Annotated in this window: 19 protein-coding genes and 2 pseudogenes; 1 reads left to right on the top strand and 20 read right to left on the bottom strand. The window is 51.8% G+C overall.

Annotated elements, in window-relative coordinates; translation table 11 throughout:
• Window positions 1-10: 10 nt before the first annotated feature.
• The 3 genes from DWX32_RS04830 to DWX32_RS04820 form a co-directional block, all read right to left on the bottom strand.
• On the bottom strand, window positions 11-676 hold the full coding sequence (locus DWX32_RS04830; protein WP_005335790.1) for an ABC transporter ATP-binding protein: 666 nt from the start codon (window positions 674-676) through the stop codon (window positions 11-13).
• 141 nt (window positions 677-817) lie between these two features.
• Entirely contained in the window at window positions 818-1,849 is a 1,032-nt protein-coding gene (locus tag DWX32_RS04825; RefSeq protein WP_117461331.1) for a sensor histidine kinase, read from the bottom strand.
• Complete coding sequence (locus DWX32_RS04820; protein ID WP_117461330.1) at window positions 1,846-2,529, bottom strand: response regulator transcription factor; 684 nt, start codon at window positions 2,527-2,529, stop codon at window positions 1,846-1,848. The genes DWX32_RS04825 and DWX32_RS04820 overlap by 4 nt, the downstream gene beginning before the upstream one ends.
• Window positions 2,530-2,775: 246 nt before the next feature.
• Between DWX32_RS04820 and DWX32_RS04815 the strand changes: the two genes are divergently transcribed.
• Complete coding sequence (locus DWX32_RS04815; protein ID WP_054754179.1) at window positions 2,776-3,135, top strand: helix-turn-helix domain-containing protein; 360 nt, start codon at window positions 2,776-2,778, stop codon at window positions 3,133-3,135.
• Window positions 3,136-3,336: 201 nt separating this feature from the next.
• Here DWX32_RS04815 and DWX32_RS04810 read toward each other — a convergent pair whose 3' ends face one another.
• The 17 genes and pseudogenes from DWX32_RS04810 to DWX32_RS04740 form a co-directional block, all read right to left on the bottom strand.
• Window positions 3,337-4,683 carry a relaxase/mobilization nuclease domain-containing protein gene (locus DWX32_RS04810; protein WP_173815476.1) on the bottom strand — a complete coding sequence of 449 codons (1,347 nt, stop codon included), beginning with the start codon at window positions 4,681-4,683 and terminating at the stop codon, window positions 3,337-3,339.
• Between the two features lie 158 nt (window positions 4,684-4,841).
• Window positions 4,842-5,189, bottom strand: coding sequence for a plasmid mobilization protein (locus DWX32_RS04805; RefSeq protein WP_003020363.1), 348 nt, complete (start codon window positions 5,187-5,189; stop codon window positions 4,842-4,844).
• Entirely contained in the window at window positions 5,186-5,350 is a 165-nt protein-coding gene (locus DWX32_RS19790) for a hypothetical protein (RefSeq protein ID WP_014080207.1), read from the bottom strand. Before DWX32_RS19790 ends, DWX32_RS04805 begins: the two co-directional genes overlap by 4 nt.
• A 12-nt stretch (window positions 5,351-5,362) precedes the next feature.
• Entirely contained in the window at window positions 5,363-5,947 is a 585-nt protein-coding gene (locus tag DWX32_RS04800; RefSeq protein ID WP_117461328.1) for a hypothetical protein, read from the bottom strand.
• 13 nt (window positions 5,948-5,960) lie between these two features.
• Window positions 5,961-6,920 carry a hypothetical protein gene (locus DWX32_RS04795; RefSeq protein WP_117461327.1) on the bottom strand — a complete coding sequence of 320 codons (960 nt, stop codon included), beginning with the start codon at window positions 6,918-6,920 and terminating at the stop codon, window positions 5,961-5,963.
• A gap of 179 nt (window positions 6,921-7,099) precedes the next feature.
• Window positions 7,100-7,453: a cysteine-rich VLP domain-containing protein gene (locus DWX32_RS04790; protein WP_117461326.1), complete on the bottom strand. Its 354-nt coding sequence runs from the start codon at window positions 7,451-7,453 to the stop codon at window positions 7,100-7,102.
• A 4-nt stretch (window positions 7,454-7,457) separates the two neighbouring features.
• Complete coding sequence (locus tag DWX32_RS19785; RefSeq protein ID WP_014080211.1) at window positions 7,458-7,634, bottom strand: hypothetical protein; 177 nt, start codon at window positions 7,632-7,634, stop codon at window positions 7,458-7,460.
• Window positions 7,631-8,380 carry a DUF4366 domain-containing protein gene (locus DWX32_RS04785; RefSeq protein WP_117461325.1) on the bottom strand — a complete coding sequence of 250 codons (750 nt, stop codon included), beginning with the start codon at window positions 8,378-8,380 and terminating at the stop codon, window positions 7,631-7,633. The genes DWX32_RS19785 and DWX32_RS04785 overlap by 4 nt, the downstream gene beginning before the upstream one ends.
• A 2-nt stretch (window positions 8,381-8,382) precedes the next feature.
• On the bottom strand, window positions 8,383-8,637 hold the full coding sequence (locus tag DWX32_RS04780) for a DUF4315 family protein (RefSeq protein ID WP_117461324.1): 255 nt from the start codon (window positions 8,635-8,637) through the stop codon (window positions 8,383-8,385).
• 14 nt (window positions 8,638-8,651) lie between these two features.
• Window positions 8,652-10,370 carry a C40 family peptidase gene (locus DWX32_RS04775; RefSeq protein WP_117461323.1) on the bottom strand — a complete coding sequence of 573 codons (1,719 nt, stop codon included), beginning with the start codon at window positions 10,368-10,370 and terminating at the stop codon, window positions 8,652-8,654.
• A complete protein-coding gene (locus tag DWX32_RS04770; protein WP_173815472.1) occupies window positions 10,351-12,711 on the bottom strand; it encodes a VirB4-like conjugal transfer ATPase, CD1110 family in 2,361 nt (786 codons plus the stop codon). The genes DWX32_RS04775 and DWX32_RS04770 overlap by 20 nt, the downstream gene beginning before the upstream one ends.
• Window positions 12,668-13,057, bottom strand: a complete 390-nt coding sequence (locus DWX32_RS04765) for a PrgI family protein (RefSeq protein ID WP_117461322.1) — start codon at window positions 13,055-13,057, stop codon at window positions 12,668-12,670. The genes DWX32_RS04770 and DWX32_RS04765 overlap by 44 nt, the downstream gene beginning before the upstream one ends.
• A 3-nt stretch (window positions 13,058-13,060) precedes the next feature.
• Window positions 13,061-13,630: an MT-A70 family methyltransferase gene (locus DWX32_RS04760; protein WP_257319276.1), complete on the bottom strand. Its 570-nt coding sequence runs from the start codon at window positions 13,628-13,630 to the stop codon at window positions 13,061-13,063.
• A 2-nt stretch (window positions 13,631-13,632) separates the two neighbouring features.
• Window positions 13,633-14,414, bottom strand: a pseudogene (locus DWX32_RS04755) (DNA-methyltransferase).
• Window positions 14,404-15,135: a septation protein SpoVG family protein gene (locus DWX32_RS04750; protein ID WP_117461321.1), complete on the bottom strand. Its 732-nt coding sequence runs from the start codon at window positions 15,133-15,135 to the stop codon at window positions 14,404-14,406. Before DWX32_RS04750 ends, DWX32_RS04755 begins: the two are co-directional and overlap by 11 nt.
• A gap of 15 nt (window positions 15,136-15,150) precedes the next feature.
• Window positions 15,151-15,429, bottom strand: a pseudogene (locus DWX32_RS04745) (VirB6/TrbL-like conjugal transfer protein, CD1112 family); the annotation flags it as partial.
• Window positions 15,430-15,528: 99 nt separating this feature from the next.
• On the bottom strand, window positions 15,529-17,361 hold the full coding sequence (locus DWX32_RS04740; RefSeq protein WP_118659344.1) for a group II intron reverse transcriptase: 1,833 nt from the start codon (window positions 17,359-17,361) through the stop codon (window positions 15,529-15,531).
• Window positions 17,362-17,809: the final 448 nt, after the last annotated feature.

Here is a 17,809-nt window from a genome sequence, read left to right as displayed (position 1 = left end):
TCACCCCCTGTCACTGTGCGATTTTTCCGTCCTCAATACGGATAATTCGGTCGGCAAGCTGGGCAATTTCATTGTTATGGGTAATCATTACAAGCGTTTGATGGAACTTCTGACTTGTAACTTTCAGCAAACCAAGAACATCACTACTTGTCCGGCTATCCAAATTGCCTGTCGGTTCATCTGCAAGTATAATAGCTGGTTTGGAAACAAGGGCGCGGGCAATCGCTACACGCTGCTGCTGGCCGCCGGACAGATTGTTAGGCATACTGTTCAGCTTCCCATCGAGAGCCAACATTTTCACGACTTCATCCATAAACCGCTTGTCCACGGTATCACCATCCAGCTCCACCGGCAGGACAATATTTTCATAGACATTCAGCACAGGAACAAGATTGTAATTCTGAAAGATAAACCCGATGTTACGTCTGCGGAAGATGGTAAGCTGTTCATCCTTGAGTTTCGATAATTCTTTCCCTTTTACTTTAATACTGCCGGAAGTTGGCGTATCTAACCCGCCCATCATGTTCAGCAAAGTAGACTTACCGCTGCCGGAAGTACCAACAATGGCAACAAATTCACCTTCCTCAATGGATAGGGTCACGCCATCCAATGCTTTTGTAATGTTCGGTTCGGTGCCGTAATATTTCTTCAAATCTGTCGTTTGTAATATGTTCATATAGAACACCACCCTTTCTTTTTGATGGCTCTATCATAAAAGGTAAACCTCACAGAAATGTCACGGGAAACAAAATACCTCTGTTTAATTAAAGCTCAAATGTCATAGGCCTGTGACATTTTGTTTTTTAGCGTACTTATTTTATTGTCGAGGCAGAAAGACGGAAAAAGTTGAACCCCTCCCAACCTCGGATGTTACCCGGATATAACCGCCTTGCAAGGTTACGATCTCACGAGCCAGATATAGACCAATACCAATTCCATCTACATCATGTACGATGTCCTCTCGATAGAAACGCTTGAAAATTGCTCCCTGATGCTGTTCTGAAATGCCAATGCCTGTATCTGCAATGTCGATTTTCACATACATTTCCCAACTTTCAACCGAAACACGGATTTGACCGCCCTCCGGCGTATATTTCACTGCATTGTCCAAAATATTGAACAGTGCTTCGCTTGTCCATTTTCTGTCATGGGAAACGACCAAGTTCTCCGGGCAGTCCACTTGAACATTGATCTGTTTTTTCTCGGCGTTCAGAAGAATACCTCCCAATGCGGCGGCAAGCGTGTCATAAAGCGGCTGGCTTTTCTTTTCCAGAGAAATAACACCTGTTTCCAAACGAGAGGTTTTAATCATAGCCTGCATGAGAAAATCCAGTTTATCAAGCTGGCTGGCCTGTGCCGTTAGAAACTCTTTTTGTTTTTGCACAGGGACTTCATTTTCAAGCAGAGTGCTGTTAATCATTTTCAAGTTCGCAATCGGGGTCTTGACCTGATGGGAGATGTCGGAAATCAGTTCTTGCAGGTCAGCCCGTTCTTGTGCAATGCCGTTCTTGTTTTCCTGCATGACTTCATATAAACGGTTCAGCCGATATTCAATTTTATAGAAAAGACTTTCTTCTTCCACAGTCTGTTTCGGCTGCATATTCCCGGATAACATATCATCCATTAAACTGCAAAAAGCATCGGAGAACATTGCCAGTTTGCGGCGAACCAGCACCATAAAACAAACAGCGCAAACCAGCACAAAAATGCCGAACAATAATACATACCAGACAGCGGTTATATTTTGGGTCAGCCCATACAAAGCTGCTGAAACCGTCCCCATTGCCACCAGCAGGAGAACAGCAAAAAAGATACAGGCTTTGTTGACGGAAAGTTTTCGCACATTCATTTCAGCACTCCTCCGATCCACATATAGCCCATACCATATACCGTTTTGATATACTGACGGTCAGGTGTTTCGATTTTGTTTCGTACCCGGCTGATCGCCGCAGTCAGAGCGTGTTCATCCACAAAATTTCCGTCTGCGTCCCACAGCTTTTCCAACAAGACTTGCCGGGTCAAAACAATCTGCGGATTTTTCATCAGGATTTTCAAAAGTCGATATTCCAGTGGGGTGAATGTAAGTGGCTTTCCTGATAGAGTAGCACTCATTTCTGAAAAATTGATGGTCAGTGTGCCATCCTCATAAGTATCACCACCATATTGTTTTGTCAGCCTACCCAGCACTACCGCTAATTTCTTTTGAAAGACGCTCATAGGGAAAGGTTTTGTCACATAATCCTCTGCGCCCAGTTCATACCCTTTGAGCATATCGCTTTCCATATCATTTGCGGTCAGAAAAATAATAACGGTATCAGGGCGACGCTCTTTTATTTCCCGGCAGAAGTCAAAACCGTTTCCGTCCGGCAAATTTACATCCAGCACAATCAGGTCATAGTCCTGCTTTGTCAAGAAACTACTGGCCACTGATTTTGTCAGTGCAGAATCAACCGTATAGCCCGCAGTATTCAAGTTATAGCATAAAGTATTATTCAAAAGCCGATCATCCTCGACTACTAAAATTCGCATGGTATCACACTCCTTCATTTTCAGTATAGCACCCAAATGTCACAGAAACCTCACAATATTTCTGATTTTATTTTAGATACCAACCTCTGATCTTCGGGACAAATTGTCCCAAAGTTATAGGTATATTGTACCTCACATTTCCGCGATCATCAATTTTGCGTATGTGAAATTAAATAGTCAGTAGTATGAAATACACAGTCGTTCAAATAATATCACATGAAATGTAAAATCATATCAGGTGATGTTATGAAGATAGAACGAGATGAAAGACGCTTTGATTTTCACGATATAGGGCTCGCCATCAAGCGTGCAAGAGAAGCCAGCGGCATGACACAGGAGCAACTGGCCTATATTGTTGACCGCGCTCCGCGTACCATTATGTATAATGAAAATGATGGTCAGCATCCAAGCTTCAACACCTTTTATCAGATGGTTACAATGTTTGATATATCGGTGGATCAATACTTTTACCCGTCCCAGAATAGCGGGAGCGAGTGCAGGAAGCGGATTGATGCCATGTTGAACGCCTTGGACGAAAGAGAATTGAAAATCGTTGAAGCTACAATCCAAGCGATGAAAGCATCGAAAGAAACGGAGGAAACGTAAAAGAAAGCGTAACCTCCGTTTTTTGCGCCATGTTGCGGGTTGCGCGTTTTGGCAAGCAATTCGGGTGTGGCCACACTCCGAAATTTTTGCAGGGCGCAGGGCCCGCAAAAATGCTTGTTGGGGAGCTCCCCAAACCCGCTGTACTTCGGGACAAATTGTCCCAAAGTCCCGGTGCGCTGCACCGTAGTCTGCGGCCCGTCACTATCGTTCCTGGGCCTTATTTTCACGCTCGTCTGTTATGCCGAGCAGATGATCAATGTTCGCTTTTATTGCCACGGCCTCCCGCATTTGCCGCTGGGCCTCCCGGTATTCTGCATAAAGCGCTTTCTTTTGTCCCGCCAGCTCACGGCGGGATTTTTTTAGTGCTTCAATCTTAGGGAGCTTTGCGCCGTTCAGTATGGTGTTCATAGTATCCTTTGCCGCCCGGTAAGTGGCAAGCTCCGCTTCGTGCTGGGCCAGATACTTTTTGCTGTACCGCGCAGCTTTGTATCCATCAAACACCGGGCGAGTCTTGGCATAGTCCACCGTGGCAGCCATCAGCTCCGAGGTTTTGGAAAGAGCCTCCTCCGTTGTGCGGAGCTCGTCAGACAGCTTGTGAAAGTGATCCACCGCAGCCTCGGTGCTGGCCGTCAGTGCCGCATAGTCTGTCAGATGATGCTCCTGCAAATACTGGAGCGCGGCGGCCATTTGTTTTAGGTTGTAGACCTTGGCCCATCGTTCATAGGCCGGGCCCTTGCCTTGGGCCATACGCTCTTGAATGTCGATGATGAGATTAACTCGCCGTGGCGGAACCGTGGGCTCCTCGGGCAGTTTGGGGAGTGGACGTTCCCCGGCAATTACCGCCTTGATGTCCTCCGGGTCAAATCCAACTCCAAGTGTAGAAGCCCGGAGCCGGGTCGGTTTTTCCTGCCCGGGTGCAAGGAATGAGATGACACCGCCCCGCCCATGTTTCACCGCAAAGCCGGACTCCTCCATGAGACGGAGAAAGTCGGCAAAGTCCGTGGGCTTTTTCTCCAAAGCGGCGAGAACAGCCAGCCGCACCCGCTGCTTGGCAGAGGGTGGCTTTTCTCCGATCCACTGTCCATAGTGGAGAAAACGACCCTTGCTGTGCTGGCACGGATTTTGGATAACAGACAATTCATGTTCGATGCACACGCGGTCAGAGAGCCGCCGCAGGGCAAAGGACGAACCAATGAAATTATGAAATTTCCGGGAGCGGTCAAAGGCCGTCGCATTGAAATAAATGTGATTGTGGATATGGGCCTTGTCGGTATGCGTACAGACGAAGAACTGATACTTTCCCTTTGTCCAGCGCATCGCCGTTTCATAGCCGATACGGTTTGCTTCTTCCGCCGTAACCTCCCCGGGCAGGAACGCCTGCCGGATCTGAAAGAACAGGGCCCCGCGAGACACGGCCCGGCCTGTCTCTGCAAGGTATTGACTTTTTACCAGAAGAAACTCGGCGGGAGCCGTGTTCGGATCGCAGAGATAGGAAGATACGGCTCCCAGCTTTTCCGGGTTTAGGCCATAGGTGAAACGATCCTCCATCGTTTGAATTGCACTTTTTCCCGCCGCTGTTTTATAAGGGCGGATGTAGGTGGTCGCCGTAAAAATTCCTCCTTCCGGCAAACAGTATTTTTACTTTGGGACACTTTGTCCCGAAGTAGAAAAAGCCGGGGAGCGGTATCAACCACTCCCCGGACGGGTCAGAGCTCTACCAGCGCGGAGAGCTGTTTCAAAAGATCAGACAGCGGCCCCCACAAAGCAGCATAGTCCCGCTGTAAGGCTGCGAGTTCTTCGGGATAAATTGCGCCGTAGGTGTTGGCCTGAATTGCCACTTGGTTCAGATTGTTGGAGCAGCGCCGCTGGAGCGAAACCAGCTCACGAACAGGCGAAAGGTCAACATGAAGCACATACCCACTCAGGGCCATTTTCCGCATATAGGCTCCCATATTACGGATGCCAGCCTCCGCCATACGTTCTTGAATCAGGGCCTGCTCCGCCTCCGACACCATCACATGAAGATGGATCGGACGGCGGCGCTTTTTTGTCATCGCTCCTCACGCTCCCGGCTGCGGCAGGCGCGGGGCGGCTCCTTTACCTTATCCAGCGGCTTTTCCTGTTCGTCTGCCGGAACAGGGTGCGGCAAATGAAATTCACGGTGCAGGCGCAGCACCTCCAGTACAGACAATTCCTGTTCACGTTTCTTTTCCATACACGCTCCTCCTTATCTATCGCCACGGTCAGGCTGCCTGCGCTGGGGAACCAGTGCCTCCGGGCCGCGATCTGCCTCCGCCAACTTTGCCGCATTTTTCATCTGCTCGGCAATCGGACGGGGCCTGTCGGGATTATCAGGCGCAGGACGCAGCTCATAGTCGGATGCCTGTTTTTCCGTTAGCGGGCGGGTATAGGTAAGATAGCCCCAAGCCAAGAACGAGCCATTTTCCACCGGGATGCGCTGATCGTAATTGAAGATTTCATCCGGCTTGTTATAAGGCGGCTTCGGGAATGTCCCGATGTCCACAGGCCGCTGGGTCGAATAATACTTGTAAAGGCCGGGAGCCTCGGTCTGCCTGATCCCGACGTTATAAATACGCTGATAGTCCTGCACCCGGTCTGTGAAATCCTGTTCCATCGCGGTGCGGTCATTTCCATAGTGACCCCATTCATACTGCCGCTGGCCGTCCTTGTCATCATAGCAGGCCCATGTGACATAGCGGGATGGCGCGGTGGGATGTTCGCCCAATACAAATCCTCGTCCATTTTCCAGCATGACCGCCTTCAAAATGGCGTAGCCTTGATTTTTGTCCATAGTACACCTCCCATCATCGAGACATTTCTTTGTTTTCTCTTTTCACAAACGGCTGGAGCTGATAGGGGCTTGTACTGTCCTCGGGCCGCAGAAAGTCTATCCGGGCCGCAGCACGGATGGCGTTCTGGTTAAGCTGCCGCTGCCATGCCCCTTGGCTGGGAGCCCACTTAAAGCCGTTGCTATTCAGTTCCTGCCGCTGATTGGCATCGGGCTTTTCCTCAAAAATAAGCTGCAAACGATTTTCAGCCTCGTTGATTTTTGCCTCGCCTCCGGGGAATGTCCAGCCAGCAAACTCGGAGCGGCTGCTCAGTTCCTCAATGCGCTGGCGCACACGGCGGATGTTGGCGTTGTTGTTGGAAAGCAGATAGGCGGGGTATGGCTTGCTTTTGTCCAAGTGCCATGACTGCGCCATATCTGCTTTGAGCTTTTCGGCCTGCTCCGGCGTAAGCTCCGGGCAGCCGTCCAGCGTTTTGTGTTTCCGAAAATACGCATTGACTGCCTTCATGGTGGCCTGCAGGGACTCCAGCCCCTCCAGCTTTTTTGTCAGCTTTTCCACGGCCAGATCGTCATCCGCGCTGATCCCACCCATTCCAACAGAGCGGATTTTATCAAGCAGCTTTGAAATCTCCGCATACTCTCCATAGTTGCGATCCCGGGCGGCGTTCTGCTTGTGCTTTTTTGTCACAGGGAAATTGCCGCCCCCGGAGATCAGAATAGAGGGCACCCGGGCATCAATCACATTGCGTTCATTCAGATTTTCCGCAAGTTTCCGGGCATAGCGATCCACCAGCGCGTCAATCTTATCATGGTACATTGGATCGACACGGGCTTTCTGGCGTTCCGCCGCTGCATACGCTTCATCGACCATTGCCCGGTAGCCCGCCGTAGCGGAGCCCGGCTGATAGTCAGAAAAGCTGTTCATATCTTTTGCCCGCTTTGCGGCTTCTTCATTGATCGGATAATATTTCGGCATAGTACCTCCTTCCACAAAAGCCGGAACTTTGGGACAAATTGTCCCAAAGCCCCGGCAGCTAAAATGTTGACAGCATCTCACGGAAACAGGGGCGGACGTAGAAACATACGCCTTCCGCAGAAAAGGGCCTTAAAAAGCCTTGCTACAAGCGGATTTGTGATGGTCTAATTGTCAACACATCAGCTCCGTTTTTTCCGCATATATTCCCGCTGCTGTCTGCGGTGTGCCGCCTTTGCACAGGCCGCCGAACAATAGGTTTGCCGTCCATCAGGAGCCACGGCTCTGCCGCATACCGGGCAAGCCTTGAAATCCGGCCTTGGCCCCTCTGTCAGCAACGCAGCCTCCAGCGCCGGATCAAGGGGCAGAACTGCCTCGCGGAAGTAGCGGCAATAAGCCCCTGTCCAGCATTTCCCAAACATATAGCACTCGCAATCCAGCGGCAGGCAGCCGCAGTCCCGGTCATAGTTGGCACACCATTTTGACACCAGCCTGCGGATTGCCGCTTTTTCTGTCCGGGTCAGTTCTCGGCCCACAGTATCACCTCCCGTTGCCCGGTGGTTTGAGCTGCTCCCGGTAGCAGAACACGCAGCCGATCCCGCGCCAGTAAGGGCAGCCGTCACAACGGGAGCCCTTCGGCGGCAGGCTTGGCGGCACACCCTTAAAGTAGCTTTTTTCTTTCATAAATCCCTCATAGGGGTTATTTGTAAATCTCATTCATTATCCTCGCTTTCGGTATCGTCCTCGTCCCAAGGCGGCCCATCGTCCTCGGGATCGTCATAATCAGCCAGTTCCTCACTGTAATCCTCTTCGGGTACAGCAGCTTTTTCATGCTTCGGGCGGTAGATTTTGAAGTACCAGCCTGCACCGCCGCCCAGAACAGCCACTGCCAAAATCAGCAGAAGCGTCCCGGTATTACTTTTCTGCTGGGGCTCGGGTTCCGGCTCCTCCGCAGGTTCCGTCACCGGAGCGGATTCGGGAGCTGTGCCAGCACACTCGGTCATGTTGACCGCGCAGACCTCGCAATCCGTATGGATGGCTCCGGGCGCACATTTTTCTGTGCAGGAGCAGGCCGGAAGTTCTCCGCCAGCGGCCTCCAGTGCCGCCAGCAGATCGGCTTCATCCACCATGTTCAAAAAGTAGGTGTGATACTGTTCGCCGTCCTCGTCCACAGGCTTGTCATAGTCAATGACAATGTAAAAGGTGTTGCCGCCGCTGGTTTCCACCGTGATGAACTGTTTGTTGGTTGCGGCATCGTAGAGCAGATCGCGGGTCACAAGGTTTCCATCCTCCGAAAAGCCCTCGCCCGGGGTAATGGTAGGCGCTGGCTCCGGGGCCGGAGTTTCTTCCACAACAGGCGGTTCCTCATTCCCGCCGTCCGAATAGGCGTAGGCTGGGATCGCAAAGCCGCATAAAAGAACGGCGGAGCAAAGCCCCGCCGCCAACATACGAAAATGTTTCATATTCAGTTTTCCTCCTTCTTTTTTTCTTCGGACTTCGGGACACTTTGTCCCAAAGTACCGCCGTCCTTCAGCTTCTCAAACAGCAGCGGGAGCTCCGTAAGGGAAATGCTCATGCCGCGCACAATGTCCACGATCTCGCTGTTTTCTGCCTCCAGCTTTTTCTGTTCCAGTTCCTTGAGCCTGGCCTGCTGTTCACTGATTTTGGCCTTGACCTTATCAATCTCGGCCTGAATTTTCATGCTTTTGGTAGTTGCCATTTCAAAACCTCCTGTCACGGTAAACGCCCGTAGGCGTAAAAATGAGATTGCCAGTAGCTTGTATTCAAGTTTGCGTAGCCGATGGGATCTCCGCAATGCAGCATTTTTCCATCACCGACATAAATCCCGCAATGGCTCACGCCCGGCGTGTCATAGGTGCCTTTGAAGAACACCAGATCACCGGGTTTGGGAGAACTGGTCGGCGTACAGATGTTATAGAGCCCCTGGGCTCCCAGCCTGCCCACATTCCAGCCGGAGTGATTGATAACCCACGAAACGTACCCCGAGCAATCAAAGGAAGTGGCGGGAGAACTGCCGCCCCACACATAGGGATAGCCGATGTATTTCTGCGCTTCGGCAAGCATCGCGGCAAAGGTTTCATCGTCCAGATATTCTCCGGGCACTTCGTAATCACCGGGTTTCCCGGTAATGTACTTGTTCACATAGGGAGAATCTGGGAACAGATCGGGGCGGTTTCCCAGCGTTGCCATATAGATGGCATACCGTGAAAGCTGCTCCTCGCTCATGACATATACGGGCACATGGGATAAATCAAAGTTCTCCAGCGTGACCGTACAGATGTAATAGTCGTAAGGCACCTGATAGGTGTCCGTATGGGAGTTGCCGTCCTCGTCCGTCCATGTGTCGGTTTCCGTACGATACCGGGTTTCCACCACCACATCCTCGGTCAAAATGTACTGGCGGTCAAAGAGCATTTGCAGCGTTCCCTGTACCTCGCCTACTGTCCATTGTCCCTCATGGTGCGCACACAAAAGAGAAAGCAGCACATAGGGATCATGTTCGATTTCGTCCAGATCGAAGTGGTATTCGTCATAGTCATGGGTGCTTTCATAGGTGTCCAGATAATGCTGTAAATCATCTTCCAACGCACAATAGGCGGCTTCGGCGGCCAGCATATCACGATCCTCGCAAGGATAGGTGCTGGCTCCTAATGCACCGGCCCCGGCGTTCCCCAGCATAAGCATGGTAGAGGAACAGGACTGCATAGCAAACAGGAGTAACACACAGAGCACCGCAATCACGGCACCTGCGGGATGACTTTTGACAAATTCCACTGCCCGGGCAGTCAGGCGTTCTGTGGCTGTGGCAGTTTTCCCAGCCGCAGCCGCGCCCTGCTTTGCAGCCTCCTTTGCCTGCTTGCGGTATTGCTTGCGAAGCCGTTGCTTTTGCCAGTAGCGGGTAAGGGCATTTTTCGTCAGCTCCGGGTGCTCCTGTGCGGCGGTGTGAAAATGGTAGTCCGCCGTGTATTTGGTATAGCGGGCCTCGGTCTTGCGTACCACTTTTGCCGGATGTTCCCGGACTTTACGGCGCACAAAGCGGGAGCCGTGCCGCAGCGCGGTTTCTCCCACAAGCTCAGAACGGTGTGCGCCTTCTGTGCCGACATTTTCCTGTTCCACTTCAAAAATCTTGCCATGCACGAAGCTGTGAACGGAACCGCTGGCAACACGGCCTATGCGTTTTACCGGGCCGGGCTTTTTCGGCGGCTTTTGTTTTGCCAGCTTCTCCCGGGCCTGTTCCAGCTTTTCGCCTTGGGACTCCATACGGAGCTTTGCCGCCGCAGCCTGTTCCTGCTGGCTCTTTTTGCGGAACTTGGACTTCGGGACACTTTGTCCCGAAGTGTCAGAAGCCTCTGGCCCGGGCTGCTCCCCGTCAGGGGCGTGGGCGGTCTGCGACCAAGCCTCCTCCTTGGCCTTATTCGTTTTTCGTTTCATTCTTCATATCCTCCGGGCGGGTAGTCAGCAGGTCATAGATTTCTCCGCGAGGGAACCGATCCACAAACGGGATGGTCACATTTCCATAGAACAACAGACCCTCGCCGGAATTGCTGTGTGTGATATAGGAAAGCTGGTGCTCGGAAATACCGAGCTGTTTTGCCAGAATGGTACGGTCACTCTGCGCCTGCGAAAGCAGGATCATAAAATCCGTGTTATCCAGAATGTTCTCGATTTCCCGGCTTGCCAAAAGGTCTTTGACGTTCTGCGTCAAAGCAGACGGCACACATCCTTTTTTACGCAGCATTTTCCAGACCGCTACAAAGTAGCTGGCCGTCAGTGGATCGCGGAGCAGAATATGAAACTCGTCAAAGTAGCACCAAGTCGCCGCACCCTCGTGGAAGTTCTGATCCACCGCCTGCGAAACAAACTCATTTGTGATGTGCATTGCAATCTTTCTAAGGTTTTCGCCCATGTTTTTCAGAACGATGCACACCACATGGCTGTCCGTCTTGACGTTGGTAGGATGGTTAAAGAGATTGAGGGAGCCTGTGCAATAAAGCTCTAAGGCAGTTGCCACGCGCCGGGCCTCGGGCTCCGGCTGGCGTAAAAGCTCCTCATACAAATCCTGCAACAGCGGTGTTTTTGCGGTTTCCAATCCGAGCGCCTGCTCCCGGTACACCAAACGCACACAGCGGTCAATGACCGTCTTTTCAATGGGCTGCAAGCCTTCCTTGCCGCCGACCACCAGCTCGCACAGGGACAAAAGAAAATCCGCCTTCATGGAAAGTGGGCTTTCTCCGGCAGCCATATTGAGCTCTACATCCATCGGATTGAGGTGGTGCGGACTGTCCGGGGCAATCTCAATCACCTGGCCGCCCAGCCTTCGCACCAGCGGCGCATATTCGCCCATCGGGTCAACCACAATGATCCGATCCTGCGGGATGGTGAGAAACACATTCAAAAGCTCGCGCTTTGCGGCAAAGCTCTTGCCGGAGCCCGTAGAACCCAAATACATCCCGTTTGCCGACTTCAGCTTTTTGCGGTCAGCCATGATGACATTGTGGGAAAGTGCGTTCATGCCATAGTAGAGGGCCTGCCCAGCCATGCGGAGCTCCCTTGTCATAAAAGGAATAAAGATGGCTGTGGAGCTGGTGGTCATACCGCGCTGGATTTCTACCTCGTTGTAACCAAGGGCCAACGAGGAAACAAAGCCCTGTTCCTGTTGCCAGTCCAGACGGCGCAGAGCGCAGTTGTATTTCTGCGCGATGCCGCCCACGGTAAACACATCGTTTTCCAGCCGCTGGCGAGTAGGGGCAAGGTTTACCACCGTAAAGGTCAGCAGAAACATTCGCTCATTGCGGGATTGCAAATCAGCCAAAAGCTCCGCTGCGTCCTTGCTGAATGTGATCAGGTCAGGGGGAAGAATATCCGGGTCATAGCCGGAGCGCACAGCCTTTCTCTGTTCCTCTACTTTCATTTTTCCGATGTCCGAGATTTTCCCCTTGATGGTCTTAATTGCCTTGAGCTGATCCACGGTCTGAATGTGCATGGTCACAGTCATTTCCGCATCCAGCTCCAAGATTTCCGCCAGCAGCTTATCCGAAAGCTCCGATGCCATAATCTGTAAGTAGGACACCGCGCCCCAATACTGGCCGATGCGGAATGTGCGGGACTGGCGGAAGTCGAGACTGTCCGGGGCAATAAAGTCTTTTGTGCCGAGCCCGGTCTGCGGGATGTCTTTCCACGAAAAGCGGAACGCCTCACGGCTCCCCGGGTGCATCTGGCTATGAAGCAGCGCAAGGCGGGCCTGTCCGTCCATCGGCTCCGAGGGAACGCCCAGTCGCTTAAAGTTTCCCATGACATCGGCCTCCACACGCTCCAGACGGGGCCGTGCCTCCGCAATCCCCTCGGCGGGTATGCCAAAGGTGATGTATTTTGAGCGTTCAATGCCGTTATTGCTTTTGGCAATCTGATTTTTCAGCATCCCGGTAAACTCATCCCGGACGCTGTTATAGTTGTCATCCGCTTTCGGGATATTGACTTGATAGCGGCTGCGGGAATGGGAACGGCGGTTGATAAAGGAAAGCTGGAACGGCAGCGAGCTGTCAAAGTAGTTGAGGAATGAGCTCCATCCGCTGAATATGGCAGTCTGATCCTCGGTGGAGGCCACGGAGTAATTGATGTCCTCATATTCCACGGTTTTTGTATAGAGCCCGCCCGGGAGCTTGCACACACCGTCCGGGTGCATGGACAGATACGGGATTGTCTGCTGGGCAGACAGGGGCGCCCGGCCTTTACCCTTGGCGGCGGCTCCGTTTTTCTTCTTTGCGTTTTTCAATCACATCCTCCTTTCCAGCGCCCGGCCCGACAAAGGGCGCATAAATGTTTTCGATTCGGTAGGCCCTGATCCCCGGCCTTTGAAACTTGGCCCGGATGATATTCCGCACCACCTTTTCAAAGGGTAAGCCGTCCTTTTCATACATGGCCAGCAGGAACGCCGGGAGCATAATTCCCAGCATGAGAAACATCGCCCCGGTATTGCCGAGGGTGCCACGGGTTAGCAGATAGGCCGGAATCCCCACTGCGCCCGCGCTGCCGAAGCAGACAAGCTGGCGTTTGGTGAGGTTGAAAGCCATCTTTGTTTTGATTTTGGATAAATCGTTTGGTACGTTTACATAGGGCATAGATCACACTCCTTTCTGTACTTCGGGACAATGTGTCCCAAAGTCCGGGATGGTTGGTGTTACTTCATTTCCCCATACAGCCCAGCCGGGCGGGGTCTGCCTGGCAAAGAGCTCCACGCGGGGCAGATCGCCCATCAGGGAAATGATTTTGGCGCGGGCCTCGTCCGGCTTTTTGCTATGGGCTTCAATCGGGGAAATGATGAATTGATGAATGTTGGCAGCCTGCCGCTTTGGATGTCCCTTGGTTGCCAGCAGGCAGATTTCTGCATTGCCCCTTGTCCAGAAGCCAAGGCCGTAAAACCAGCTATCCGCCTTCTTGTTCTTTTTCAGCCAGACGAAAGCAACGCTTTTGTAGGTGAAGCCCCAAGCCTCGATCAGCCGGAGCGCCTCCGGGAGCTGCGGGAAAGTAGCCCATAAAAAGAGTGCGCTGTCCGGGGCTGCAAGATCAGCCACAGGCAACGCACATAAATCCTCAATGCTCATAGTGGGATAATGATTTTCCGCCGCGCCCTGCACTTTCTTAGCCGAGTAGCGCCAAGGGGGATCGGCGTAAATGATAGAATACTGCTGGATAATTACACTCCTTTCTCGCCGGAGCTTTTTACTGCCTGCGCCGCACGGATGCGCTCACTGGCGGCGGCATAAAAGGACGGGGCCGTTTCAAAGCATACAAAGCGGCGTTCTGTGTTGATGGCTGCAATCGCGGTTGTGCCGGAGCCAACGCAAATGTCCGCGACCAGTTCTCCGGGATGGGTATAGGTGCGGATCAGATACTCGCAGAGAGCTCCACGGGCTTCTGCGTGGGGTGGATGCCGCCGGACACCGTAGGCACAAATAGTACATTTCCGGGATAGCGGCGGCCATCGTTGGACTCCGATCCCTGCCGTTCAAATTTTCCATAGTTGGAGCTTGTACCGCTTCTGGAATGTACGCGGGCATAAGGCTTGCCATAAGTAAACTGCGGATTGTAGACCGGGGACTTCTGGTAAAACACCAAGATATTCTCGGACTTTTTCAGTGGAGCCCGGTTTGCATTGAGAAAGCCCGTTCCGCGCTCCTTGTACCAAATCCACTCATAGCGGAGCATGGCGAGGTTGGATGCGCCCAGCACCTTGTCAAAGGGGCACTGTGCGAAAAACAGCACTGCGCCATTCGGCTTGACCGCCCATTTCACCGCCTCCCACAGCTCCGGGAGCGGCAGGGGCACATCCCAATAATTCCGGGTTGTGCCGTAGGGCGGATCAGTCAGCAGCATATCCACGCTATGTTTTGGCAAAGAACGCAGGCCCTCGATGCCGTCCATGAGAAACAAGCCCTCCTTCGGGACACTTTGTCCCAAAGTGCGGCTATCGGTCATTGCGGGCCTCCTTTGCTTTGGCAGGTGCAGGCCGGGCGGCATTTTCTTTTCCAGCTTGTTTCGCGGCCTCGGCCATCTGCTCCTTGATCGGGGCAGGCCGTACCGCCTGGGCCCGTGCAACAAGCTGTTCCACCGCCGCATGATACGCCTCCACACCAGCCGCATTGATCCGCTCCTGTGTGGCGCGGTCAGGAATCCGAACCGTAGCCCGGTATCCCGTCCGGCTGGCAAGATCGGGTTTAGAGGGAGCGCCGAGGAAAATCCCGTTTTTCCCGTCCACAACCTTAAAATCGTCGATGACCACACCGCCAAAATTGACGCTGGCGAAGCCGATCAGTTTTCCCTGCGGCTCAATCGGGCGGACAGATACCGTGATCGGAACAACCGCCTCCTGCAAGACAGCATCTGTCCGCATTTTTACTGCCTCATCAATGCTAACGCCCTTGACTTCTGCAAGCTCCGCGATGGGAGCATCAAACAGCCAGCGCCGTTCCTCCGCAGCAATCTGCTCCGGGGTCAGCAACACATCGTCTTTCTTACTCAGATAAAATTCCTCCTTTCCGCTTGCCGGAGCAGGCTGGGCGGGGTCGTCCATCAACTCTTTTCTTTGCAGGACGGCCTCTGTTTCCGCCATAAAGCGGTAAGCGTCTGCCTCAGTAAACTCCTCCGGCGTTTTTCCATTCCATAAGCGCGTTCCGTCTGCCCCGTATCTTCTCGGCATAAGCACCACCTCCTGTTAATGAGCGCCAAAGATACGCTGGGCAATGCTCCCGGTCTTAAAGAGCATGAAGCAAAGCAGAACCGTGTAGCCCACAGTTCCCCAAATCGCCCCAATGGGATCGCCGCCTGTTGCGATGCCTTGAATGAGCACTGCGTAAATTGCAACACATACAAGGATCAGCAGCCCTTGAAAGCCCACGGCAAACAGGGACTTGATGTAGTTCTGCCCGGTGCCGCCAAGCTCCCGGTTGGAAAGCGTAGCAACGGGGATGGGGGCCAGACTGGTCAGCAGTAGGGTAAGAACCCGGCGCCTTACCATATCACTATGGCAGGTTTCCGAGAACTCCCCTCCGAACCGGACTTACACCTCTCGATGTATCCGGCTCTCCAGATGTCAGTCTAACTTTCCTGCGTGTAACTTATCGTGACAGTCAATGCAGAGTGCCATTGTCTTGCGCTTACGCCCAATCATGGCGATTTCCCATTGTTTTCTGCCACTTAAATCTTTGAGTTTTCGTATATGGTGTATTTCAAGCGGCACATTCTCTGCGCCACACCACTCACACCTGTTTGCTTGCAGTCTTTTTATAAGGCTATTACGCCCATAATTCTCAAAAATTCTTGCTACTATATCAGGATTTCCGCTTTCTACTTTAGTGTCCCGGCGGAACCCATTATTGTAAAACAATACCTTTCCGACCTTGCCGTTTTTCTTCGGATATTCCACAACAAAATCTTTTCCTTGACGGTACTTGCGGATAATTCTGCTGATTCGTGTCCGATATTTTCCAGCAAAGGTTTTGAGCATACTGTATCTCATTACATAGTAGAAGTTATTGAGTACAGACACGTTGTTTGCAAGTCGGTAGTAGTTATACAATCCACGGATTTCTGCGTTGTATTGGTTTAGGATTTCCAAATCGTCCAAGTGCAACAGGCGAGTGCGCCGAACAGGCTCCCAAACCTCTTTGTTTCCATTTTGTTTGTCGTATTTAATCTTGAGGGCATTGTAGGAGAACAGTCGTTTTACCCACTTATCATGGGGAACATAAAGTAAGACTTTTCCATTGTTTACCCGTCTGGTAGCCCCGGTTTTGGTCTTTTTGTTGTGTTCGCCTTTGGCGATTGTGACCTCATATCCCAAGAACTTCGCAGCGTCGTGTCCATGAGTAATCAATGTCTTTTCCTCGGACATTTCCAGATGGAGTTTGTCCCGGATAAAGTAGCCTACATCTTGTTTAATCTGTTCTGCGTCCTCTTTGCTGCCGATAACTCCGATTAAGAAATCATCGGCGTATCGGATATAGCAAAGCCGTTTATAGCTATCGTCCATCTGGTCGCTATACGGTATAGATTTCAGACTACGCCGAAGTTCCCGGATTTCTGCAATTAAGCCCTCTTTTTCTTCCACGCTCATTTTAGAGATATTTCTTTTAAGCCTTTGTTCTTTTCCTCGGCAGACATCCAATTTCTTCTTGAACGCAGGATTGATTTTACGGCGGTTTCCGCAGTTGAATTTCTCTGCATACTCTGCCATATAACTGTCCAGTTCGTTCATGTAGATGTTTGCCAGGATAGGGCTGATAATGGAGCCTTGCGGAGTGCCGGAATAAGTATTGTGGTAATTCCAATCCTCCATATATCCAGCTTTCAAGAACTTCCAGAGCAGACCGATGAAATATTCATCTGCAATCCGCTTTCGCAAAATAGCAATCAGCACATGATGGTCTACGTTGTCAAAGCAGCCCTTTATATCCCCCTCAACGAACCACTTTGTCCCCGTAAAATATTTCTGCACATATTTGAGTGCCGTATGACAGCTCCTATTTATACGGAAACCGTGGGAATAGTCGCTAAAGGTTGGCTCATAAATGCTCTCTAAGATGAGCCGCACCACCTCCTGTATCAGTTTATCGTCGAATGACGGTATCCCCAGTGGACGCATTTTCCCATTAGATTTCGGGATATACGTTCTCCTTGCCGGGTTAGGCTGATAACTAAAATCCCGCATCTTTTCAATGAGGGTGTTTATCCTTGCCATTCCCATTCCGTCAATGGTTTTGCCGTCTGTTCCGGCTGTCATGTTGCCTGGTTTCGCCTGTACCCGCTGATATGCCAGCAGATAGAATTGTGGATTGTACAGGTTGCGGTATAACCGCTCGTACTTGTAACTCTTGTTACACGCCTTGGATTTTAGGCTTTCCAACACATTTTCAGGACTTCTCATAATGCCTCACGCACCTTTCCTTTTTATGAATTGGTTGACATCCTGCCTCCCTTCGCCATGTAGACGGCTTTCCCGCCCTCGGACTACTACGGAGGCTCCGTTGCCATGCCGGATATTCAGCGTCATCTTTCTTGGGTTTTTACCCCTTGAAATTTATCGCCTTGCGGCATTACGCATAGCCGGATAGTTCCAGCGTTCCGGTTTAGGCAATCTCCAGTTAGACACTTTGGGATAAGCGTATTGTGATGTCGGTAGTGGGTTTTCGTCCTTTTCCGCTTACTGCGGCTGGCTGTCATAAGTATCGTGCGGTCTGTGTTTATTGGGTTTTTACCCCTTGAAATTTATCGCCTTGCGGCATTACGCATAGCCGGATAGTTCCGGCGTTCCGGTTTAGGCAATCTCCAGTTAGACACTTTGGGAAAAGCGTATTATGATGTCGGTAGTGGGG

Source organism: Blautia sp. AF19-13LB (genome assembly GCF_003479105.1).
Lineage (GTDB): Bacteria > Bacillota > Clostridia > Lachnospirales > Lachnospiraceae > Fusicatenibacter > Fusicatenibacter saccharivorans.
This window is presented reverse-complemented; position numbering and strand designations above follow the sequence as displayed.